The sequence below is a fragment of the Catellatospora chokoriensis genome, assembly GCF_011297315.1.
Lineage (GTDB): Bacteria > Actinomycetota > Actinomycetes > Mycobacteriales > Micromonosporaceae > Catellatospora > Catellatospora citrea.
Window position 1 is genome coordinate 1 of sequence record NZ_JAAOTI010000009.1, and the last position, 21,634, is coordinate 21,634.

General features: G+C 72.8%; 24 protein-coding genes. 13 read left to right on the forward strand and 11 right to left on the reverse strand.

What is annotated here, in order from left to right:
• Positions 1-230: nitrilase-related carbon-nitrogen hydrolase (locus HAV39_RS43510; RefSeq protein WP_342355581.1), on the reverse strand; the 230-nt coding region annotated here is incomplete at its 3' end.
• Between the two features lie 114 nt (positions 231-344).
• Here HAV39_RS43510 and HAV39_RS14790 point away from each other — a divergent pair.
• The 5 genes from HAV39_RS14790 to HAV39_RS14810 all read left to right on the forward strand — a co-directional run bounded on the left by HAV39_RS14790 (position 345) and on the right by HAV39_RS14810 (position 5,230).
• Entirely contained in the window at positions 345-614 is a 270-nt protein-coding gene (locus HAV39_RS14790) for a hypothetical protein (RefSeq protein ID WP_191839810.1), read from the forward strand.
• Between the two features lie 80 nt (positions 615-694).
• Positions 695-2,266, forward strand: coding sequence for an amino acid permease (locus HAV39_RS14795; RefSeq protein WP_191839811.1), 1,572 nt, complete (start codon positions 695-697; stop codon positions 2,264-2,266).
• 106 nt (positions 2,267-2,372) lie between these two features.
• On the forward strand, positions 2,373-3,908 hold the full coding sequence (locus HAV39_RS14800; RefSeq protein WP_191839812.1) for a GGDEF domain-containing protein: 1,536 nt from the start codon (positions 2,373-2,375) through the stop codon (positions 3,906-3,908).
• Positions 3,909-4,110: 202 nt separating this feature from the next.
• Entirely contained in the window at positions 4,111-4,314 is a 204-nt protein-coding gene (gene cspE / locus HAV39_RS14805; protein ID WP_120315549.1) for a transcription antiterminator/RNA stability regulator CspE, read from the forward strand.
• A gap of 121 nt (positions 4,315-4,435) precedes the next feature.
• On the forward strand, positions 4,436-5,230 hold the full coding sequence (locus HAV39_RS14810) for a maleylpyruvate isomerase family mycothiol-dependent enzyme (protein WP_191839813.1): 795 nt from the start codon (positions 4,436-4,438) through the stop codon (positions 5,228-5,230).
• A gap of 5 nt (positions 5,231-5,235) precedes the next feature.
• On the opposite strand, the gene HAV39_RS14815 is transcribed toward HAV39_RS14810, so the two are convergent.
• Positions 5,236-5,610: an Mth938-like domain-containing protein gene (locus HAV39_RS14815; protein WP_239120984.1), complete on the reverse strand. Its 375-nt coding sequence runs from the start codon at positions 5,608-5,610 to the stop codon at positions 5,236-5,238.
• A 55-nt stretch (positions 5,611-5,665) separates the two neighbouring features.
• Between HAV39_RS14815 and HAV39_RS14820 the strand changes: the two genes are divergently transcribed.
• Positions 5,666-6,454 (forward strand): enoyl-CoA hydratase/isomerase family protein, encoded by a 789-nt coding sequence (locus HAV39_RS14820; protein WP_244958813.1) that lies wholly within the window; start codon positions 5,666-5,668, stop codon positions 6,452-6,454.
• Between the two features lie 9 nt (positions 6,455-6,463).
• On the opposite strand, the gene HAV39_RS14825 is transcribed toward HAV39_RS14820, so the two are convergent.
• Positions 6,464-7,639 (reverse strand): low temperature requirement protein A, encoded by a 1,176-nt coding sequence (locus tag HAV39_RS14825; protein ID WP_191839815.1) that lies wholly within the window; start codon positions 7,637-7,639, stop codon positions 6,464-6,466.
• 260 nt (positions 7,640-7,899) lie between these two features.
• Here HAV39_RS14825 and HAV39_RS14830 point away from each other — a divergent pair, with 260 nt between their 5' ends.
• Entirely contained in the window at positions 7,900-8,529 is a 630-nt protein-coding gene (locus tag HAV39_RS14830) for a DUF305 domain-containing protein (protein ID WP_191839816.1), read from the forward strand.
• Between the two features lie 51 nt (positions 8,530-8,580).
• Here the strand turns inward: HAV39_RS14830 and HAV39_RS14835 are convergent, their stop codons facing one another.
• From HAV39_RS14835 to HAV39_RS14845, 3 genes are read right to left on the reverse strand one after another with little or no spacing between them, the layout of a single operon-like run.
• A complete protein-coding gene (locus HAV39_RS14835; RefSeq protein ID WP_239120986.1) occupies positions 8,581-9,816 on the reverse strand; it encodes an MFS transporter in 1,236 nt (411 codons plus the stop codon).
• A 41-nt stretch (positions 9,817-9,857) separates the two neighbouring features.
• The gene (locus HAV39_RS14840; RefSeq protein ID WP_191839818.1) at positions 9,858-11,054 is read right to left on the reverse strand and encodes a multidrug effflux MFS transporter; all 1,197 of its coding nucleotides are present in this window, start codon (positions 11,052-11,054) and stop codon (positions 9,858-9,860) included.
• 52 nt (positions 11,055-11,106) lie between these two features.
• Complete coding sequence (locus tag HAV39_RS14845) at positions 11,107-12,390, reverse strand: CynX/NimT family MFS transporter (RefSeq protein ID WP_239120985.1); 1,284 nt, start codon at positions 12,388-12,390, stop codon at positions 11,107-11,109.
• A 98-nt stretch (positions 12,391-12,488) separates the two neighbouring features.
• Here HAV39_RS14845 and HAV39_RS14850 point away from each other — a divergent pair, with 98 nt between their 5' ends.
• Entirely contained in the window at positions 12,489-13,148 is a 660-nt protein-coding gene (locus HAV39_RS14850) for a FadR/GntR family transcriptional regulator (protein ID WP_191839820.1), read from the forward strand.
• Between the two features lie 57 nt (positions 13,149-13,205).
• On the forward strand, positions 13,206-13,418 hold the full coding sequence (locus tag HAV39_RS14855; protein WP_203736687.1) for a type II toxin-antitoxin system VapB family antitoxin: 213 nt from the start codon (positions 13,206-13,208) through the stop codon (positions 13,416-13,418).
• Between the two features lie 29 nt (positions 13,419-13,447).
• On the opposite strand, the gene HAV39_RS14860 is transcribed toward HAV39_RS14855, so the two are convergent.
• Positions 13,448-14,395 carry an aminoglycoside phosphotransferase family protein gene (locus HAV39_RS14860; protein ID WP_203736686.1) on the reverse strand — a complete coding sequence of 316 codons (948 nt, stop codon included), beginning with the start codon at positions 14,393-14,395 and terminating at the stop codon, positions 13,448-13,450.
• Positions 14,396-14,637: 242 nt separating this feature from the next.
• On the opposite strand from HAV39_RS14860, the gene HAV39_RS14865 reads away from it, so the two are divergent.
• The gene (locus HAV39_RS14865) at positions 14,638-15,435 is read left to right on the forward strand and encodes a class I SAM-dependent methyltransferase (RefSeq protein ID WP_191839821.1); all 798 of its coding nucleotides are present in this window, start codon (positions 14,638-14,640) and stop codon (positions 15,433-15,435) included.
• Between the two features lie 120 nt (positions 15,436-15,555).
• On the opposite strand, the gene HAV39_RS14870 is transcribed toward HAV39_RS14865, so the two are convergent.
• Both HAV39_RS14870 and HAV39_RS14875 read right to left on the reverse strand, forming a co-directional pair.
• Positions 15,556-15,987: an OsmC family protein gene (locus HAV39_RS14870; RefSeq protein ID WP_120315538.1), complete on the reverse strand. Its 432-nt coding sequence runs from the start codon at positions 15,985-15,987 to the stop codon at positions 15,556-15,558.
• 15 nt (positions 15,988-16,002) lie between these two features.
• Entirely contained in the window at positions 16,003-16,521 is a 519-nt protein-coding gene (locus HAV39_RS14875) for a P-loop nucleotide/nucleoside kinase family protein (protein WP_191839822.1), read from the reverse strand.
• Positions 16,522-16,598: 77 nt separating this feature from the next.
• Between HAV39_RS14875 and HAV39_RS14880 the strand changes: the two genes are divergently transcribed.
• Complete coding sequence (locus tag HAV39_RS14880; protein ID WP_191839823.1) at positions 16,599-17,513, forward strand: SDR family oxidoreductase; 915 nt, start codon at positions 16,599-16,601, stop codon at positions 17,511-17,513.
• 6 nt (positions 17,514-17,519) lie between these two features.
• On the opposite strand, the gene HAV39_RS14885 is transcribed toward HAV39_RS14880, so the two are convergent.
• Together HAV39_RS14885 and HAV39_RS14890 are read right to left on the reverse strand one after the other, a co-directional pair.
• Positions 17,520-18,254 (reverse strand): helix-turn-helix transcriptional regulator, encoded by a 735-nt coding sequence (locus HAV39_RS14885; RefSeq protein ID WP_191839824.1) that lies wholly within the window; start codon positions 18,252-18,254, stop codon positions 17,520-17,522.
• Positions 18,255-18,267: 13 nt separating this feature from the next.
• A complete protein-coding gene (locus HAV39_RS14890; protein ID WP_191839825.1) occupies positions 18,268-18,855 on the reverse strand; it encodes an alpha/beta hydrolase in 588 nt (195 codons plus the stop codon).
• Positions 18,856-19,059: 204 nt separating this feature from the next.
• On the opposite strand from HAV39_RS14890, the gene HAV39_RS14895 reads away from it, so the two are divergent.
• Together HAV39_RS14895 and HAV39_RS14900 are read left to right on the forward strand one after the other, a co-directional pair.
• Positions 19,060-20,166 carry a hypothetical protein gene (locus HAV39_RS14895; RefSeq protein WP_191839826.1) on the forward strand — a complete coding sequence of 369 codons (1,107 nt, stop codon included), beginning with the start codon at positions 19,060-19,062 and terminating at the stop codon, positions 20,164-20,166.
• Between the two features lie 170 nt (positions 20,167-20,336).
• Positions 20,337-21,494, forward strand: a complete 1,158-nt coding sequence (locus tag HAV39_RS14900) for a cellulose binding domain-containing protein (protein WP_191839827.1) — start codon at positions 20,337-20,339, stop codon at positions 21,492-21,494.
• The last annotated feature ends 140 nt before the right edge of the window (positions 21,495-21,634 follow it).

Below are 21,634 nucleotides of genomic sequence, written 5' to 3' on the forward strand. Positions count from 1 at the left end.
TAGAACAGCTCCTGAAAACAGATCACCTTCGCGCCCTGCGCGGCAGCCTGCCGCGCGTACTCCTCATGCGCCTTGATCATGGATTCCTTGTCACCGGTCCAGGTCGTCTGGACCAGCGCGGCACGGACCACGCGCGACATGCGGCACCTCCTGCGAGCCTGTTGAGCCGGTACTCCAGGTAACCAGGCGAAGTGTGCCGGTGTGTCCCGACGTGCCGGATAAGCAAGCATAATCTGCGCGAATGCCGCGACGTGCTGCGGGCGCTGTCCGGGTCGCCTGGCGAAAGTGCAGGTGGCGGGTAATGGGGCTGCGGGCGGCGGCCGGCGCCGGAAGAATGTCGCGCCATGAGTCGAGAAAGCTCATCGCTGCCCGAGTGGATGCGCAAGGACGCCGAACCCGCGCGCACCACGCTGTACTGGCGGGTCTCCCAGTGGCTGGGCAGGCAATGGTGGTTCGGCGGCGTCTTCCGCGCGGTGCGCGACCGGCCCCGGGTGTCGCTGCGCTTCCCGCGCACGTACGCCGTCGTGGCGTGGCTGCTGGCCGTCGCGATCGCGTTCTTCTTCGGCTACAAGATGATCGAGTACTACAACCTGATCATGATTGGCGCGGTGTAGTGATCGGCCCAATGGAGTATTGCCATATGTCTCTGTGACGCTGGACACTCGTGCATCGTCGAGCGCCAGAAGGGGCAGCCATGAGTGATCCCGCGCAGACAACCGACAGCGACACCGCACGACTCGCCGAACTCGGCTACAAGCAGGAACTGCACCGTGGGTGGAGTGGCTTCTCCAACTTCGCCATCTCGTTCTCGATCATCTCGATCCTGGCCGGCTGCTTCACCACGTTCGGCCAGGCCTGGATGAACGGCGGCCCGATCGCCATCTCCTGGGGCTGGCCGATCATCTCCGCCTTCATCCTGATCATCGGGCTGTGCCTGTCCGAGCTGGTCTCGGCGTATCCGACCGCGGGCGGCATCTACTGGTGGGCGGCGAAGCTGGGCCGGCCGGTGCACGGCTGGTTCACCGGCTGGTTCAACCTCATCGGGCTGGTCGCGGTGACCGCGTCCGTCGACTACGGCTGCGCCACCTTCCTCAACCTGGTGCTGGCCAACACCGTGCCGGGCTGGGCGGGCACCTTCACCCAGGCGTTCTACCTCTTCCTGGGCATCCTGGCGCTGCACGCGCTGATCAACATCTTCGGCGCCCGGATCATCAACCGGCTGCAGGACATCTCGGTCTGGTGGCACGTGTTCGGCGCGGCCGTCATCGTGGCCATCCTGATCGTGGTGCCGACCAGCCACCAGAGCCCGTCCTTCGTCTTCACCGAGACGATCAACGGCAACGGCTTCAACGGCGGCAGCACCAGCGGGCTGGGCTTCTGGCTGTATGTCCTGCCGCTGGGCGGGCTGCTCACGCAGTACACGATCACCGGGTTCGACGCCTGCGCGCACGTGGCGGAAGAGACCCGCGGGGCGGCGCTCAACGCGGCCAAGGCGCTGTGGCGGTCCATCTTCTACTCCGCGATCGGCGGCTGGATCCTGCTGCTGGCGCTGCTGTTCGCGGTCCAGGACGCGGGCGCGGTCACCGACGGCTACGGCTTCGTCGGCGTGCTGCTGCAGGGCGCGCTGTCGTCCGGCTTCTTCAAGGTCGTGATCATCATCTCCGTGGTCGGCCAGTTCTTCTGCGGCATGAGCTGCGTGACCAGCATGTCGCGGATGATGTACGCGTTCAGCCGCGACGGGGCGGTGCCCGGCTGGCGGCTGTGGACCCGGCTCGACCGCAACGGCACCCCGGTCTGGGCCGTCGTCGCCGGGTGCGTCGCGGGCGGCCTGCTGACCCTGCCCGCGCTCTACCAGAAGAACGGCGCCCCGATCGCCTTCTACGCGGTCGTCTCGGTCGCCGTGATCGGCCTCTACCTGGCCTTCCTCATTCCGATCATGCTGCGGCTGAAGGCCGGCGACAGCTTCGAGCCGGGCCCGTGGACGCTGGGCAGGCGCTACAAGGTGCTGGGCTGGATCGCCTCCATCGAGATCATCATCATCTCGGTGTACTTCATCCTGCCGACGGTGCCGGCCGGGGTCCCGTTCAGCGACGAGTTCGACTGGTCCGCGGTGAACTACGCGCCGATCGCAGTCGGTACGGTGATCCTGCTGATCGGGGTGTGGTGGATCGTGTCCGCGCGGAAGTGGTTCACCGGACCCCGGCGTACTGTGGATCTCCCCGCCGGGGTCGCGACCGCCGACGCCCCGGTAGCGGTGCTGGACTGACCGCCGGGCCGCGCGGCTGCCGCCAGGCGCCGCGCGGCCCCGGTCTCGCCGGGACGCCGAACGGGGAATCACCGTCGGGCGGTGGCTGAAGAAGGTGGAATGAGGTGTGGCTAGGCGAGACGATCCACCCACACGCGCGCACGGCGAGCAGCTGGCCGCGGAGTGGGTGACGTTCCGCGACCTGCTCGTGGCGGGCCGGTCGGCTGACGCCATCGCGTTCGCCGACCGCATCGTCGCCGAGTCCGGCGATCCGCTGCGGGTCGCCCAGGCCCTCATCGAAAAGGTCGCTGGCCTGCTCAACCAGGGTGGCGCCGCGCGACCCGCGCCGCTGCTGGACCGGATCGCCGAGCTGCTGCGGCAGGCGGGACACCACCCCCGGCTCAGCGGCGAATACCACGTGCTCGCCGCGTACGCGGCGTTCGCCGACGGGTCGATGAGCACCGCCGTCAGCAACCTGGTGCAGGCCGAGCGGGTGCTGCGCGGCATGACCGAGGCGAACCAGGCGGCGGTGAGCACCTGGCACGACATGTCGGTGACGTACTCGGCGATGGGCTTCCACGCCAAGGCGGTCGACGCGATGCGGGCGGGGCGGCGCGTGTGCGTGGCCGCGGGTATCGCCGAGGCCAACTGCGCCTGCCTGGAGACGCTGGTGCGCTCGGCGGTGGCACGCGACCACCAGGGCATGTCCGAGGACTGCGTCCGTGAGCTGTGGGAGGTGGTGACCTTCGGCCGCGCCGCCGAGCCGGACCTCACCGTGTCCGACCGCACCTACCTGCGGTATGCCGCCGCCCGGCTGGCCGCGTTCGGCCACCGCCCCGCGGGCGGCGACCCGCTGCCCGGCGGGACCACGCCGGACAGCCCGGACCGGTCGTTCTCACAGGTCGTATACCTGACCGAGGTGTGCGAGGCGATCGCCGAGGACCGTCCCGACGACGCGTTGCGCCTGCTCGGCGAGCCGGCGGCGTCCGGGAGCTGGCTCGGGGAGGCCGAACCGCACCGGCTGCGCTCGATCGCGATGTCGCGCACCGGCGACCACGCGGGCGCGGTGCAGGCCGAACGCGCCATGCTGCGGGTCATCACGCGCGACGACGGCTCGCTGCGGGACCGGTACATCGACAGCGTCAACGCCCGCCTCGACCAGGACCGGCTGCGGCAGATCGCCCAGGAGCACGCCGACGCGGCGATGAGCGACCCGCTGACCGGCCTGCCCAACCGGCGGCGCATCACGGCGTTCGCGGCCGAGCTGGCGGCCCGGGGCGCGGACGCGGCCGTCGGGCTGATCGACCTGGACGGGTTCAAGGCCGTCAACGACACCCACGGCCACAGCTCCGGCGATTTGGTGCTGCAGCGGATCGCCGGGCTGCTTGCGCAGAGCGTCCGCGGCCAGGATCTGCCGGCCCGGTTCGGCGGGGACGAGTTCATGGTCCTGCTGCCGGAGACCGGGCTCGCCGAGGCGCGTGAGGTGGGCGGGCGCATCACCGCGGCGGTGGTGGGGGAGGACTGGGAGGCGCTGGTGCCCGGCACGCCGGTGGGCATGAGCATGGGCTGGGCGGCGCTGCCCGCGGGCGGCGACCTCGACGCCGTGGTCCGGGCTGCCGACGAGGAGCTGTACCGCGAGAAACGCGCCCTGCGCCCCGCCTGACCACCCCGCGCCCGAGGTGCGACACGGCGTCCATTGGCGCAGTTCGGGTGCGCATGCGTGTTACATTCCCCGAGTTATAACCTCGTCCTCCCGTATACCGAAGCGCCCGAGAAACGACCCGGGCGCTGTCCGCATTGGCGCGGTGCGGGAGGCGAAGAGTTCACACGGAGTGGACTCGCAGCCTCACCAAGGAGTATCTGACATGGCTGTCGGCACCGTGAAGTGGTTCAACGCGGAAAAGGGCTTCGGCTTCATCACCCCGGACGGCGGCGGAGCGGACGTGTTCGCGCACTTCTCCGCGATCCAGTCCAACGGCTACCGGAGCCTCGACGAGAACCAGCGGGTCGAGTTCGAGATCACCCAGGGCCAGAAGGGCCCGCAGGCCGCAAACATCCGCAAGATCTGAGCACGCATAATGCCGAGGGACGGGCGTCGCGCCCGTCCCTCGGGCGTGCCACGGGCGACCTGCCGTCCATTCGCGAGGCGCGGCCGGTCGAATGATGTGCAAACCGGGATAGGGTAGGCAGATGGCACGGCTGACCTATGACCGGTACTGCGACGAGGTGTCCGCCCAGACCGCGCTGCTGCGCGAGGTGCTGCCCGGCGACGACCTGAGCGCCAAGGTGCCGACCTGCCCGGACTGGACGCTGGCCGACCTGGTCCGCCACGTCGGCGGCAACGTGCACATGACCGACGCCGCCGTGCGCGGCGAGCCGGGCCCGCGCCCCGCGATCGGCGACCCGGCGCGCGCCGGGGTGCCCGACACCGACGACCCGGACACGCTGACCACCTGGATGCAGGACGGCGCGGACGCGTACGCCCGGAGCCTGCGGGAACGCGATGCGCAGGACGTCGCCGAGATCTTCGGTCTGCTGCAGACGCTGACCTTCTGGGCCCGCCGGGCCGCGTGCGACATCCTCGTGCACCGCGCGGACGCCGCGCTGACCACCGGCGCGGGCTACACCCTCGCGCCCGACCTGGCCGCCGACGCCGTCGACGAACTCCTGGAGATGGCCACCGATCCGCAGGTGGGCACGCGCGTGTTCACGAAGCTGCCCGAGCTGTTCGGCCCGCCGCGCACCATCCACCTGCACGCCACCGACACCGTCGAGCCCCTGGCCGCCGAATGGCTCATCGCGCTCGGCCCGGACGGCGTCACCTGGCGGCACGGCCACGAGAAGGCGGACGTCGCACTGCAGGCACCGCTCACCGAGCTGCTGCTGATCCTCTACCGCCGGCTGCCGCTCGACTTCGCGCAGGTCCACGTGCACGGCGACCGTGACCTGTTGGAGGGCTGGCTGGCGCGGGTCTCGATGGGCTGATCGGGTCAGCAGGTCGAGTGCAGCAGCGCGGCCACCCGTACGCCCGCGTCGGCCAGCAGGTTGTAGACGCGCACCGCCTCCCGGGTCTCGGCGATGTGCACGTCGACGCCGCGTTCGGCCAGGTAGGCCTCGGTCTCCGGCATCACCTGCAGCACCAGTTGCTGGCCCCGCGACAGCACCACCGAGGTCGCCCCCGCCGCCAGCAGCGGCTCGACGTCGGCGGGCTGGATGCCGGGGGAGTGCCGGGTGCCGGTGGTGTTCCAGTCCCACGCCCCGCCGCCGCCGGGGTGCAGCGCGGCGTCCTTGACCCGGCCCACGCCCTCGACCTCGATCTCGCCCCACGCCAGCGACAGCACCTTCGGCGATCTCCGCTCATCCACGTTCGGCATTGTGGCACGATGCACCCGCCCGCCGTACCCGCAGAAAGGCCGCCAGGTGACCGAGCCGCCCGCCGCCGTCCCGCCCCGTCTGGACCTGGAGCTGTCGGGGCACGTCGCGACGATCCGGATCGTCAACCCGGCCCGGCGCAACGCCATGACCAACGACATGTGGGCCCGGCTGCCGGAACTGCTCGACGACCTCGCCGGCGACCCGGACGTGCGGGTGCTGGTGCTCACCGGCGCGAGCGGCGCCTTCTGTGCGGGAGCCGACATCACCGAGGTGGACCGGCTGATCGCCGACGGCGACCGCAACCTGGCGGTGCTGGCCGAGGAGCGGCTGGCCCGGTTTCCGAAACCGACGGTGGCCCAGATCGACGGCGACTGCGTCGGCGGCGGCTGCCAGCTCGCGGTCGCCTGTGACCTGCGCTTCGCCGCCGAGGGCAGCCGCTTCGGGGTCACCCCGGCGCGGCTGGGCATCGTCTACCCCGCGCCGACCACCCGGCGGCTGGTCGCGCTGATCGGCCCGGCCGCGGCCAAGCACCTGCTGTACTCCGCCGAGCTGATCGACGCCGACCGGGCGCTGCGGGTGGGCCTGGTCGACGAGCTGCACCCGGCGGGCCGGCTGGCCGACCGGGTCGCCTCGTTCGCCGCGACGCTGGCCGGCCGGTCGCTGCTGACCCAGGTCGCCGCGAAGGAGATCGTGACGATGGCCGGCGACGGCCACCACGACGACACCCGGGTGTCCTACTGGCACCGTCAGATGGCCGAGTCCGGCGAGGCCGCCGAGGGCATCGCCGCCTTCGTCGAGCGCCGCCGCCCCGCCTTCGGCTGGTCCCCGCACTGACGCCGGGCGTCAGTGCTCGGGGGCGGGCGCTCGCCCGCGGCCGGATCCCGCGAGCACCACCACGGACACCAGCGCCGCCAGCAGCACGGCGATCACCTGGATCGGCGCGGGCGTGAACGGGGCCAGCAGCACCAGCACCACGGTGACCGGGAACGCGTACACGACCAGCCCGCGGTGGTGCGGGCAGACCTGCAGCAGCCACAGGCTGAGCAGGTAGACCGCGACCGGCACGGCGACGGCGTACGCCGCGACCACTCCCGACATGTGCGCGGAGCGGGTGTCGTAGTCGGCGACCACCGCCAGCCCCGCCCCGACCGCCGCGGCCGAGGCCAGGATGAAGTAGTGGCCGTATCCCCAGCGGAAGGCGGTGGCGAACGAGGTCAGCAGGTCGTGCGCGGGGCGGTCGAAGTAGAGCCACCACATCGCGAACACGATGACCAGCCCGGCCGCGGCCAGCCAGATCAGCGCGGAGGTGTAGCCGGTGCCGGACGCGGCCTCGATGGCCACCGTCGCGGCGAGCACGGACTCGCCGAGCACGATCAGCGTGAACAGGCTGTAGCGCTCGGCGATGTGGTGCGGGTGCCACATGGTCGGCCGGCCGCGTTCGGCCCACAGGGGCACCAGCAGCTCGCAGACGACCAGCACGAGGAACGAGAGCAGGCCCCACTCCGGCGGCAGCAGCAGCCGCAGCACCCAGCCGACCTGGACGAGCAGGATGCCGACGGCGAACCGGGTGGCGGTGGTGCGCCGGGGCGGGTCGTCGTGCCGTACACGCAGCCACTGGGTGACCATGGCCAGCCGCATCACCACGTAGCCGAGGGTGATGAGTTTCCAGTCGTCGTGCTCGAAGGCGCGGGGCACGCCCGCGGCCAGGATTAGCGCGCCCGCGATCTGCACCAGGGTGGTCAGCCGGTATGCGACGTCGTCGTTGTCGTACGCGGAGGCGAACCAGCTGAAGTTGACCCAGGCCCACCAGATCGCGAAGAACACGGTCAGGAAGCCGAGCACCCCGTGGCCGACGTGGTTCCCGGCGATCGCGTGGTGCAGTTCGGCGGCCGCCTGGGCGACCGCGACCACGAAACACAGGTCGAAGAACAGCTCCAGCGGGGTGGCGGCGCGGTGCGGCTCGTCGGGCGAGCGCGAAGTCAGCGGTCGGAGCAGCGCACTGCGTGTCGCGTCGGCCATGTTCGCAGGCTACCGGTGGTGGATCACGCGGCGCGGGCGGGACCGGCGAAGCCCTCGGGGCCCGGCGTTGTGCGGCGCCGGGCCCCGGTCCACACCGGAGGGGTGATGTCTATCGCATAGACATCAGAAGATGGAAGCGCTCCCAGGATGCCCTATCCGCTCCGGCCGGTCAAGAGGGTGGGGTTTGTGAAACGTCCTATAAGTACCGCTCGTCGGACTTAAGGTACTGAAGGGCTTTCGCTGCTGAAACGGAGAACCACATGAATCCCGCTCGTACCCTCGCGGCCACCGTCGCGGTCCTGGCCGCCGGCGTCGCGCTCGGCGGCTGCGCGACGACGCAGACGCCGCCCGCCGCCCCGGTCGCGCCGGTCGTGCAGGCCAGCCCGACAGCCCAGTTCAACGACAGCGACATCATGTTCGCCCAGCAGCTGATCGCACTGCGCCAGCAGGCATTGTGGCTGGCCCAGCAGGGGGTGGAGCGGGCTCAGGCGGTCGGCGTCAAGCAGCTCGCCACGCAGATCGAGGCCGAGCAGGGACCGCAGATCCAGCAGCTGACCACCTGGCTGACCCAGTGGGGCGTGCCGGTGCCGGCGATGCCGTCCGGCACGGCGCTGCCGCCGCTGCCGTCCATGGGCCCCGGCATGCCGTCCATGCCGCCCGCCCAGGAGCTGAGCCAGCTGCAGAGCCTGAGCGGCGAGCAGTTCGACCAGAAGTTCGTGGAACTGCTGATCCCCAACCACGAGGGCGCCATCGCCTCCGCGACGGCAGAGCTCGCCAACGGCGTCAACCCATCGGCCAAGCAGCTCGCCGAGCAGGTCAAGACCAGCCAGACGGCGGAACTCGCGCAGCTGCGGCAGATGCTGGGAGCCACGCCGAGCCCCACCGAGTGAATCCGTGCCGCCGGGGTGGCCCGTCCTCGTGGCGCGGCCGCCCCGGCACGGTCAGCCTTCGGTGACGGCGGGCACGGCCGGTGCGGCTCGTTCCGGCGTGCGCAGCCGGTCGACGCCCGGCACGGCGAACACCGCGTACGTCGACACCAGCAGCGCGACCACGGCGACCGCCGCGAACACGGGCATGCCGACACCGAGCGCGAGCAGCGGCGCGACCGCGATCGCCACCGGCTGCAGCGCGAAGTTGCCCAGCGACTCCAGGGCGAAGACCCGTCCCTGCACCTCGGCGGGGAACTCGCGTTGCAGGGCCGTGAACCACAGCACGAAGAAGACGCCGATCCCGGACCACGCCACGACCTGCACCGCGCACCAGATCGCCAGCGGCACCGGCACGGCCAGGCAGACCGGCAGCAGGGCGCACGGGAGCAGGACGTTCATCGCCCACAGCCCCGGACGCGCCGTGCGGATCCGGCTCGCCGCCGCCGACCCGACGATCATGCCGACGGAGGTGGCGGCGCTGAGCCAGCCGAAGGCGGCCGGCCCGAACCGCTCCAGGCTGACGATCGGCAGCAGCGCGAAGTTGGGGCCGAACAGGAAGAACACCTGCACGGTGCCCTGCACCATGATGACCAGCGCCCAGGGACGCAGGCGCACCTCGCGTACGCCCGCCGCGGCCTCGGCCAGCATGGCCCGCACCCCGCGCGCGGGCTCGCCGCCGCTGACCCGGGGCAGCCGCACCCACAGCAGCGTGCCCAGGCTGACCACGAACGTGGCCAGGTCGATGAGCAGCGCGTCCTGCGGGCCGACCGCGGTGACCAGCGCCGCGCCGAGCAGCGCGCCACCGGCCGCGCCGAAGCGCTTGGTCGCGGAGTCGAGCGCGTTGGCCTTCTGCCGCAGCTCGTCGGGCACCAGCTGGGGCAGGGCCGCGCGGTGCGCCGGGTCGTACAGCGCTGAGCCGATGCCGAGCAGGCACGCCGCGACCAGCGGCAGCCACAGCGGGCCGCGCGCGCCGAAGGCGAGCAGCCCGGCGACCCCGGCCACGCGCACCACGTCGGACACGGCCATCACCGCGGTGCGTGAATAGCGGTCGGCGACGACCCCGCCGGCCAGCAGGAGCAGCACGCCCGCCACCGCCTCGGCGGCCAGGATCAGGGCGAACGCCTGCGGCCCGCGGGCGGGCAGGATGAGCGCCGGCAGCGCGACGAACGACAGGGCGGTGCCCACGACGCTGGTCACCTGGCCCAGCCAGAACGCCAGGTATCGGTTGTCGCGCAGCAGCTGGGCCATGGTCGTCACCGGCGTATGGTGGCCAGCCCGGCCCACCCCGATCAAGCGAGTTTCGGCTGTCCGGGGCGGGTCAGCACGGTCGCGGTGACGACGGACAGGGCGGCGAAGCCGAACATGGCCGCGGCCATGGGCATGCCGCTGGACGCGCCGAGCGCGGCCACGATCGGCCCGGCGATCGCGCCGATCACCGACTGCACCGCGCCCATCAGCGCGGCGGCGGTGCCCGCCATCTGCGCGTGGCCGTCCAGCGCCAGCGCGGTGCTGTTCGGGGCGACCATGCCGAGGCTGGCGATGTAGACGAACAGCATGGCGACCACGATGGTGAGGCTGTGCAGCCCCGCGCCGCCGATCATGAGAATCCCGGCGGCGACCGCGCCCGCCAGCGCCGCGAACAGCAGCGCCCGCGGCGTGCGCCGGCCGACGAGGCGGGCGTTGAGCTGCCCGACCGCGACCAGGCCGAGCGCGTTCATACCGAAGATCAGCCCGTACGCCTGCGCGGAGACGCCGTACACCTCCTGCAGCACGAACGAGCCGCTGGACAGGTAGGCGAACAGCCCGGCGAAGGTCAGCCCCTGCGCGGCGGTGTAGCCCCAGAACCGGCGGTCGGCGGCCAGCACCCGGAAGCCGCGGCCGACCTCGGCCAGCCCGCCGGTGCGGCGGCGCTCGACAGGCAGCGTCTCCGGCAGGAAGCGCCACCCGACCACCACCATGGTCAGGCCGTACAGGGCGAGCAGCGCGAACACGCCGCGCCAGCTGGTGAACTCCAGCACCGCCGCGCCGATGGTGGGCGCGACCACCGGCGCGACGCCGAAGACCAGGGTGAGCCGGGAGAAGAAGCGCGAGGCCTCCGCGCCGGAGTACAGGTCGCGCACCACGGCGCGGGAGATCGCGATGCCGATGCCGCCCGCGAAGCCCTGCACCAGCCGCAGCGCCGTCATGGTCTCGATGTTCGGCGCGACGGTGATCAGCGCGGAGGACACGAAGAACAGCGCGGTGCCCGCGACGATGGGCCTGCGCCGGCCCCAGCGGTCGGACAGCGGACCCATGACGAACTGGCCCAGGGCGATGCCGATCAGTGCCACGGTCAAGGTCAGCTGCACGGCGGCGGGGGAGACGCGCAGGTCGGCGGCGATGGTGGGGAAGGCGGGCAGATACATGTCGAACGACAGCGCGCCGAAGGCGGACATGCTGCCGAGGACCAGGATCAGGGTGCGTCGTTGGGCTGGCGCGGGGGTCACGGTCCTTACCCAACCATCCGGCGTCGCCGCGCCGGGCGCACTGTGACCGCGGTCATGACCCGGCCGGCACGGTCCGGCCCGCGTGGGCGTCGACGGTGGTGGGCGCGTTCACCAGCCCGGCCTCGTCCTCCAGGTAACGGGGCCGCGCCGCGGCGAGCCCGGCGAAGGCCTGCACCACCGCGGCGGCGACCAGGAAGCCGAGCGGCAGCTGCCAGCCGCCGGTCAGCTCGTGCAGGACGCCGACCAGCAGCGGGCCGAGCGCGGCGATCAGGTAGCCGGTGCTCTGCGCGAACGCCGACAGCGCCACCACGCCCTCGCCGGTCCGCGCCCGCATCCCGATCATCGCCAGGGCCAGCGGGAACGCCGCCTGGCCGAGCGCCAGCAGGGCCACCCAGGCGATCGCCCCGGCGTGCGGGGCCAGCGCCAGGCCGAGGTAGGAGGCGATCATGGCGGCGGACATCAGCAGCACCAGCGGGCGCAGGTCCCGCAGCTTGCCCGCCAGCGTCGGCATGAGCAGCGCGAACGGCACCCCGATCGCGGTCACGCCGGCCAGCAGCAGCCCGGCGTCGGTGGGCGTGAACGCCGCGTCGCGGAACATCTTCGCCAGCCAGCCCATGGTGGCGTACCCGGACAGCGACTGCGCGCCGAAGTAGATCGCCATCGCCCAGCCCAGCCGGGTACGGGCGGGCCGCACCCGGGTCGCCGCCCGCCGTGTGCCGCCGCCCGCCGATCCGGGTGTGCGCCGCAGCGCCGGGCCGAGCCAGGGCAGGACGGCGACGGCGGCCAGCAGCGCCCAGACGCCGAGCCCGGCGCGCCAGTCGCCGACGGCGTGCGCGATCGGCACCGAGGCGGCCGACGCGGTGGTGGTGCCGAGGATGAGGGTCATCGAGTAGACGCCGGTCATCAGCCCGGCCCGGTGCGGGAAGTGCTCCTTGACCAGCACCGGCAGCAGCACGTTGGCGATGGCGATGCCGGCCAGCGCGATGGCGCTGGTGAGCACGAAGGTCCACGGCGAACCGCTGACCGCCCGCAGCAGCTGCCCGACCGCCAGCAGGCCCATCGCGCCGACCAGGATGCGGGCCGGGGGCAGCCGCCGGGCGAGCCACGGCGTGAACGCGCCGAAGCCCGCGAACGCCAGCGCGGGCAGCGTGGTGATGACCCCGGCGACGGTGCCGGACAGGTGCAGGCCGGTGGTCACCTCGTCGAGCAGCGCGCCGAGGCTCGTGATGGCGGCGCGCAGGTTCAGCGCGACCAGCAGGATGCCGACCAGGATCAGTACGGCGGACCGAGGTGCCGGTACGGCCGGTGTCGGCGGCGTCACGCGGGGTGCGATCATCGGCGACACGATCGGCGGCGTGGCCGCGGCGGTGACTGGCGGTGGCATACCTCCGATCGTAGAATCATGGGATGAATTTCGGACCGGGGATGTAACCAATGACACTGCGCACACCGTCCCGCCAGACCCTGGTGCCCCAGGTGATCGAGCAGCTGCGCACGCAGATCGCCACCGGCGAGTGGCCGGTCGGCAGCCGCATCCCCACCGAACCCGACCTGGTCGCGGCGCTGGGCGTGGGCCGCAACACGGTCCGCGAGGCGGTGCGCGCCCTGGTGCACGCCGGGGTCCTGGAATGCCGGCAGGGCTCCGGCACCTACGTCACCGCCACCCACGAACTCACCGGCGTGGTCGCCCGGCGGCTGGCCGCGGCCGAGATCGCCGAGGCCGTCGAGGTGCGCCGCGCCTTCGAGGTGGAGGCGGCCAGGCTCGCCGCGGTCCGGCGTACGCCCGCCGACCTGGAGCTGATGGACGCGCTGCTGGCCCGGCGCGAGCAGCTGTGGCGCGACGGCGACGCGGCGGCTTTCGTGGCCACCGACGCCGACCTGCACGTCGCGATCGTCGCGGCCGCGCACAACGCCATGCTCGCCGAGCTCTACGCCTCCTTCGGCGGTGCGCTGCGGGCCAGCCTCAGCCAGCAGATCGGCGAGACCCTCACCGCGGACAAGTACGTCGCCCACGACGACCTCGTCGAGGCCATCCGCGCCGCCGACCCCGACCGCGCCGCCCGCGCCGCCGGCGCCTTCCTCGAGACCGCTTGACTCCGTTTGCGTGCCAAGCCTCGATCTCGGATGGTCGGCCTTGCCAGAGGAGTTGCCGTGACGAAGATCGTGCTTGAAGTGAAAGACGATCTCCTGGACGAGGCGATGATCGCCCTTGGCACGGCGACGAAGAACGACACGGTCAACGCTGCCTTGCGCTTCGCCGTTGAGGAGAGCCGCTCGCGTCGTGAGCGTGCGCTACGGGAATCGCAGGCAGTCGCGGACGAAGGCGGGTTCGACTTCAACCAACTGCGCGAACTCGATCGGTGATGTACTCGATCGATATCAGCGAGTAGCGGTCACAGGCCGGCGATGGAGGCCAGGATGGCGGCCTCGGCCATGGCGCGGTGGCTGGGCGGGTTGCCGCGGGAGACCCACCACAGCGAGTCCTCCACCCGCCGCGCCGCGGCCCAGGCTGCCAGCCGGGCCGGGTCCTCGCCGGTGACCTGGCCGAACAGGGCGAATCGCCGCCGCAGCACGGCGGCCGGATTCGGGTGCCGGAACGGGTCGTCGATCTGCTCGACCAGCTTCCACGGGTCGTAGCCGGGATCGCCGACCATCGGCTTCGGGTCGATGACCAGCCACGGCTCGCGCCGCGCGGCCAGGATGTTGCCGGGGTTGACGTCCCCGTGCACCAGCACCCGGCGCGCCGCCGTGGTGGGCAGTTCCCGCAGCAGCCGGGCACCGAGCGCGACCAGTCCGGGGTCGAACCCGGGCCGCAGCCGGGCCATCCGCTGCTCGATGAGCCCGGCCCAGCGTGCGGTCACGTGGCTGAGCAGGTCGAACCCGCCCGGGTCGGCGACCGGCGCGGACCACAGCCGGTTCAGCAACCCCGCGGCGATGAGCAGCCGCTCCTCGGCGGGCAGCCCGTCGCTGTCACCGAGCGTGGTGCCGGGGTCTGCCCGTTCCAGAAGCAGCGCGTGCCGCACGCCGTCGTGGGCGTGCAGGGTGACCGCGCCGTGCGCGTGCCACACCCGCAGCGCGGCGGCCTCGCCCATCATCTCCGGATGCGGCCAGCTGATCTTCAGCACGGCGGGCCGTCCGTCGGGCAGCTCCGCAGGCGCGACCCACGAGCAGCTGCCGCCGGTCCACGGCGCGCCCAGCCGCAGCGCCCAGCCCTCACGCAGCTCGGCGATGAGCCCGGGCAGCGAGTCCAGCCAGTCCCGGCCCTCGGCCAGGTCGCCGATCGACGCGACGACGCCCAGGGTCGGGGGCACCAGCACCTCGGTCACCTCGGGCTCCGTCACGCGGCGACACTACCGCCGCCGGCCACCGTCGCGAGGTGGACTTTCGGGCACGATCGCCGCCGGAGCGATGGCGGGGACCGCCGACCGGCCGACGGGGACGGCACCGCCGGGCGGCGGCGCGGCGGCCGGGCGACGGACTTCCGGCCGGCCGGGTTCGCACCGACATGGGCGCTGCTGAGAGCTGCCCTTGCCGGGCTGAAACCCGGTTGCCGGGTCGGCGCCACCCACGCACGATCACGAGCATGCAGACGGAGATCAGGCGGTACTACCAGCGCGGCGGCGAGACCTCCCGCCTCGGCGCGGGAAACGGGCGCTGGGAGTTCCTGCGCACCTGGGACCTGCTCGGCAGGGTGCTGCCGCCCGGCCCGCTGTCCATCCTCGACGTCGGCGGCGCGACCGGGGTGTACGCGGGCCCGCTGGCCGCCGCCGGGCATGCCGTGCACGTCGTCGATCCGATGCCCGAACACGTGGCGGCGGCGTCCGAGCTGCCGGGAGTGACCGCGGCGGTCGGCGACGCCCGCCGGCTCGCCGAGCCCGACGCGAGCCGGGACGTGGTGCTGCTGTTCGGTCCGCTGTACCACCTGGTCGATCGTGCCGACCGGCTCGCCGCGTGGGGCGAGGCCGCGCGTGTGGTGCGGCCCGGCGGGCTGGTGCTCGCCGCGACCATCAGCCGGTACGCGACGCTGGTCGACGGCTACGCCAAGGGCTTCGCCGACGACCCGGCATTCGCGCGGATGATGGACGGCGCGCTCGCCACGGGCGTGCACCGCAACCCCGATGAGGTGCCGAACTGGTTCACCACCGCGTACTTCCACCAGCCCGACGAGCTGCCGGTCGAGGTGGCGGAGGCGGGGCTGGAGCTGGACCGGATCGCCGCGATCGAGGGTCCGCTGTGGACCGTGCGGCAACTGCCGGAGATCCTCGCCGACGAGCAGCGGACCGCGCGGGCGCTGACCCTGATGCGCGAGGTCGAGGGGGTGCCCCACCTATGGGGCGCCAGCTCTCACCTGCTCACGGTCGCCCGCCGCGCGGGATCGTGACCGCCGGGGACGGCAAGGTCCGGGTCGGGATCGGCGGACTGGCCGCGGACCCCGACCCGGAAACAGGTCTGCTGTGTCGGCCCGGCGCGATCGCTGGTCAGCGGCCGCGCCGGGAGCGGATCAGGCCTGCAGCGTGGCGTTGAGCGTGATCTCGGCGCCGGGCGACAGCAGGCGGGAGATCGGGCAGCCGGCCTTGGCGGCCTCGGCCAGCTTCTGGAACTGCGCCTCGTCGATGCCGGGCACGTCGCCGGTGGTCACCAGGTCGATCCGGGTCACCGTCATGCCGGCGTCGGTCTTGTCCAGGTGGACGTTGGCGTTGGTCACCACGGCGTTGGGCGGGAAGCCCGCGTCCGACAGCTGCTTGGAGAACGCCATCGAGAAGCAGCCGGAGTGCGCGGCGGCGATGAGCTCCTCGGGGTTGGTGCCCTCACCCTCCTCGAAACGGGACTTGAACGAATAGTTGCCCTGCAGGCCACCCTTGCCGGTCGCGATGGTGCCGGACCCCTCGGTGAGCGTTCCCTGCCAGCGGGCTGTTGCGGTGCGAATAGGCATGGAGCCGACGCTAGCTCACGCGGGCGTGCCTTGCGCGCGAATGCCCCCCAATATGAGAGTCACGAGCTCGGGCGTGTCGTGGGCGGCGGTGTCGACCAGCAGCCGTGGCTCGCGCCATGGCGTGAACTCGCGCGTGCGCACGTCGTCCCAGCTGGGCTGGAAGGCCTGATCGTGCTCGGGTCTGCGCTGCTCGACGCGGCGGCGGTGCTCCGCCGCATCGGTGCAGATCACCTCGATGGCGTACATCACTGTGCCGTGCCGCGCGGCGAGGTTCCGCCACCCGGCCCGAGCCTGCTCGACCGCGTTGACCGCGTCGACCACCACGGTCGCGCCCATCGCCAGGTGCGCGTCGGCGAGCGCGTCCGCCACCACGTACGCGGCCAGGCCGGTGGGCTGGGCCGGGTCGACGCCGGCCCGCCACAGGGCCGACTCGATGGCGTCCACCCGCAGCCAGGTCGCGCCGAGCGCGGTCGCGACCGGCCGGCTCAGCGTGGTCTTGCCGGCACCGGGCAACCCGGAGAAGACGATCAGCACCGGACCAGTGTCGCCTCGGCGCGGAATCGCCGGGAAACCTGACGGAACCTGTCAAGGTTCGCCGCGACGATGGACTCATGCAGCAGAACCTTCACGGCAAGATAGCCCTGGTGGCGGGCGCGACCCGCGGGTGCGGGCGGGCCATCGCGGTCGAACTCGGCCGGGCCGGCGCCACCGTCTACGTCACCGGTCGCAGCACCCGCGCCCAGCGGTCCGAGATGGACCGGCCGGAGACCATCGAGGACACCGCCGACCTGGTCACCGCGGCCGGTGGCGAGGGCATCGCGGTGCGCGTCGACCACCTCGTGCCCGACGAGGTCAGGGCGCTGGTGGCGCGGATCGACGCCGCGCACGGCCGGCTCGACATCCTGGTCAACGACGTGTGGGGCGGCGACGACTATGCCGAGTGGGGCAAGCCGCTCTGGGAGCAGTCCCTCGACGGCGGCCTGCGCATGCTCGGGCTCGGCCTGCACACCCACATCATCACCAGCCATGCCGCGCTGCCGCTGCTGGTCCGGCATCCGGGCGGGCTGGTCGTCGAGGTCACCGACGGCACCGACGAGTACAACCGGAAGTACCGCAACTCCTTCTTCTACGACCTGACCAAGACGTCGGTGTCGCGCATCGCGCTGGCCCAGTCCGCCGAACTCCAGCCGCACGGCGGCACCGCGCTCGTGGTCACGCCCGGTTTCCTGCGCTCGGAGGCGATGCTCGACCACTTCGGCGTCACCGAGCAGGACTGGGCGGACGGCGCGGCGAAGGCGCCGCACTTCATCCTGTCCGAGACCCCGACGTACCTGGGCCGGGGCGTGGCCGCGCTGGCCGCCGACCCCGAGCGGGCCCGGTGGACGGGCGCCTCGCTGTCCAGCGCCGCGCTCGCGCACGAGTACGGCCTCACCGACCTGGACGGTTCGGTCCCCGACATCTGGCGCTACTTCGCCGAGCACGGCTCGGCCGAGAACGGCCCGATCGACCCGACCGGCTACCGCTGACCCGGGTCAGGAGTTGCGGGCCGCGATCGCGGCGCCGACCGCGGCGAACTCGGCCCGCAACTGCTCCGGGGCCAGGATCTCGACCTCCGCGCCCAGCGGCAGCAGCTCGAACCGGTCGCCGCCCGGTTCGACGGCGGTGATCCGGGCCAGCCGGTAGGTGCGCACCGCGTCGGCATCGGGGACGCGGGCCACGAGATACCAGACCCCGGCCTTGAGGACCAGCCCGTACGGCTCCAGCGCGCGGCGCACCGAGCCGTCGGCGCGCCGGTAGCGCACGGTGACGCGGCGCTGCTTCCATACCGCCTCGGCGATGCTCATCAGGTGCGGCAGTTCCTCGCCGCGGTGGAACCAGCCGGGCGCGTCCAGGTGGAAGCGCTGGGCGATGGTGCGGGCCCGGTCGCGCAGCGGTTCGGGCAGTGTCGCGAGCACCTTGGCCTGCGCGGCCAGCAGCACCGAGCCGAGCCCCAGCTCGGCGAGCGCCGCCGGGGCCGCCCCGGCGAACAGCGCGGCGGCCTCGGCGCCGGTGAGCCCGTCCAGGCGGGTGCGCCAGCCGTCCAGCAGCCGGATGCCGCCGGCGCGGCCGGGTTCGGTCCACAGCGGCACCCCGGCGGCCTGCAGCGCGGCGACATCGCGGTACACGGTGCGCACCGAGACCTCGAACAGCTGCGCCAGCTCCGCAGCCCGCGCGGAACGCCGCTGCTGCAAGGTGAGCAGCAGCGACACCAGCCGCGAGGCCTTCACCGGCGTGAGCCGGTCACAGGCCGCCCACGAACTCGTGCAGGCGGCGGGTGACGCGGAGCAGGTTCTCCGCGCTGCGGACCGGGTCGTCGGGGTGCTCCAGCGAGTGGTCGGCGCCGGCCAGCTCCAGGCACGGCAGGCCGAGATCGTCGGCCAGCCGCGGGTCCCAGGAGAAGTCCGCGGCACCGCCGAACAGCTGGGTCGGGGCCTGCGTCGCGCCGAGCGCGTCGACCACCGAGGCGTGGAACATCAGCGGCGTGAACCAGATCGCGGGCAGGTGGCGTTCGGCGGCGACCGGCGCGGCCAGCGTGCCCAGCGACTTGCCGACCAGCATGATCCGCTTCGCGGACTCGGCCTCGACGGCGGCGACGGCCTGTGCGACGACCCAGCCGGCGCGCTCGTCGAGGTCGGGGGTGGCCGGTGGCTGCCACCACCGCTCCTGCACGCTCCAGCCGTGGTGGGCGAGCACGATGCGGGCCAGGTGCAGCAGCGGCCTGGCGGGTGTGTAGCCGCCGCCGGGCAGGATGACCGCGACCCGGTCGGGGTCGCCGTGGTGCCGGTCGGTCATGCGGGGCCAGGGATTCGGGGTCGCCGGGCGGGTCATGCGCCGATCCTAGGTCGGTTCACGTTCGTACGACGGCCCCCGTTGACCCGGGCCGTGCCCGGTGGGTGCGCCCACCGCCGACCGTTCGCCGGTCGGCGGTGGCGGGTCGGTTTGGTGACGTAACCCTCCCAGGGCTGGCGCCCGAGGGTCTCCACGCGGCATGGTGGCGGTCCGCGGACGGGTGACGAGGGGGTGCGGGCGGCGATGCCGGTCGGAGAGCACGTGGTGGCACGGGCGCGCGAGCACATCGCGGCCGGGACGCTGTCGGCCGCGCACGACCTGCTGTCCGCCGCCCTGGGCACGGTGCCGACCGACCCGGCCCAGGCCACGCCGGTCGTCGCCGAGGCGGTGGTGCTGGAGACCGGCGTGCTGCTCGGGCTCGGCGAGCCGTACGCCGCCCGGGGCTGGGCCGCCTACGGCTTCGCGGCGTCGCGGGCGCTGTACGGCGAACGCGACCGGCGCACCCTGCACGCGCTCGGGCTGCTGGCCGCGGTGCTGGCCAGGGTGGGCGTGCATGCCCGCGCGGTGCAGCGCTACCTCGACCTGATCGCGGCGTACTCCGAGCTCGACGGCCCGGACTCGGACCGGGTGCTGGCGGCGCGGGGCGACCTGGCCACCGTCGAGCACGCGCAGGGCCACTGCGTGACGGCGCGGCTGCGCCTGGCCACGGTCATCGACGAGCACCGGCGCGCGCACGGCGCGGCGCATCCCGTCGGCATCCGCATGCAGCTGCGCCTGGCCGCCATGTGGCGCGACTGCGGCGGTTTCAACGACGCGCACGAGCTGCTGGCCGAGGCGCGCGAGTACGCCGCCGGGCTGGACCCGGCCGACCCGGTGCACGCGATGATCACCGCCGCCGGCCGGGCCGTCGCCGATCCGCGCCACCGGTGCGGCGTCGGCCTGATCCCGGACGCCCCGATCTCCCCGGTCGAACTCGCCGGAGGAGCCGCACGCCAGTCACCTGCCCCGCTCCCGGACCCCGTGCCGCAGCAGCGGGCGGCACCGGCGGACGCCTGGGCGCAGCCGGAGCAGGAGGAGCAGGCCTCGGCGCTGTGGGACCACCTGACCCCGGCCGGGTACGAGCCGCCGTCGGTGCTCGCCGCGCCGACCTTCAGCACGACCGTGTACCTGCCGCCGTACCTGAACGAGCCGGCCGTGGAGCCCGCCGCGCCGGAACGTGCCGGGCGGCAGGCCGCGGCGCCGGCCGCGCGGCGGCTGCCGCAGCACACGTTGGTGCTGGTGGCGGCCTGTGTCGGCATCGTCGCGGTGGCACTGCTGTTCGTGCTGCTGGTCAGCTCTGTTTCGCCGTAGCCGCCGCGCCCTCTAATATCGACGGTGGGCTCTGACGGCCCCCGGGAGCCGGGCCGCACCCTGATCTCGTCGACTGCGCCGTGCCGCAGCGACGTCCTGTCTCGTACCAGCGTGGGGTCCTCCGCGTGGGCGGCGGATGTCTTCGCGCGTCCCAGTGAGGGGATTCGCTCATGTCCAGGCCCACCGTGAGGGCGGCGCTGATGGCGCTGCTGGGCACACTCGTGGCCGCGACGGCCGTCGTCGTCGCAGCTCCCACCGGCAGCGCGGCCGCCGTCCCGACCCGCATCATGGCGCTCGGCGACTCGATCACCGGCTCGCCCGGCTGCTGGCGGGCGACGCTGTGGAACCGGCTGCAGAGCACCGGCTACACCAACATCGACATGGTCGGCACGCTGCCCGCGCAGGGCTGCGGGGTCGCTCATGACGGCGACAACGAAGGCCACGGCGGCTTCCTGGCCACCAACGTGGCCAATCAGAACCAGCTCGTCGGCTGGCTGTCGGCGACCCTGCCCGACGTCGTGCTGATGCACTTCGGCACCAACGACGTGTGGTCAAACCTGCCCAACACGCAGATCCTGACGGCCTTCAGCAAGCTGGTCGACCAGATGCGGGCCAGCAACCCGGCCATGCGGATCCTGGTGGCGAAGATCATCCCGATGAACCCGTCCAGCTGCACCGAGTGTGCGGCGCGGGTGGTGTCGTTCAACAACGCGATCCCGTCCTGGGCCGCGGGCAAGACCACCGCGCAGTCGCCGATCACCGTCGTCGACCAGTGGACCGGTTTCAACACGGCCACCGACACCTACGACGGCGTGCACCCCAACGCGGCCGGCGACCAGAAGATGTCGGACCGCTGGTACCCGGCGCTGACCGCGGCGCTCAGCGGCGTGACGCCGTCGAACCCGCCGTCCCCGTCGGCCTCGGCGTCCCCCTCGGCCTCGCCGAGCCCGTCGGCCCCGCCGTCGGTGTCGCCGAGCCCGTCGCGTCCGCCGTCGCCGTCGCCGTCTCCGTCGGGCGGCGCGGGCAAGTCCTGCTCGGTGACGTACGTGATCATCGGCCAGTGGCCCGGCGGCTTCCAGGGTGAGCTGCGCGTGGCCAACAACGGCACGGTGCCGATCAGCGGCTGGTCGGTGCGGTTCACCTTCCCGAACGGCCAGGTGATCTCGCAGAGCTGGAACGGGCAGTACACCCAGAGCGGCGCGACCGTGACCGCGCTCAACGTCAGCTGGAACGGGCTGCTGACGCCCGGCGCGGGCACGGCGACCGGCTTCCTCGCCAGCTACCAGGGCACCAACGGCACCCCGGTGCCGGTCTGCACCGCACTCTGATAAAAAGGGACAAAAAGGGCGTACCCGTACTGCGGGTGCGCCCTTTCCCCGCACCGTCGCCGACGCCTGCGGCCGTGTCGGCAGCCGCCCGCGGCAACGTGGTACAACTGGGGGTCGTGAATCGGCGGATCATGTCCGGA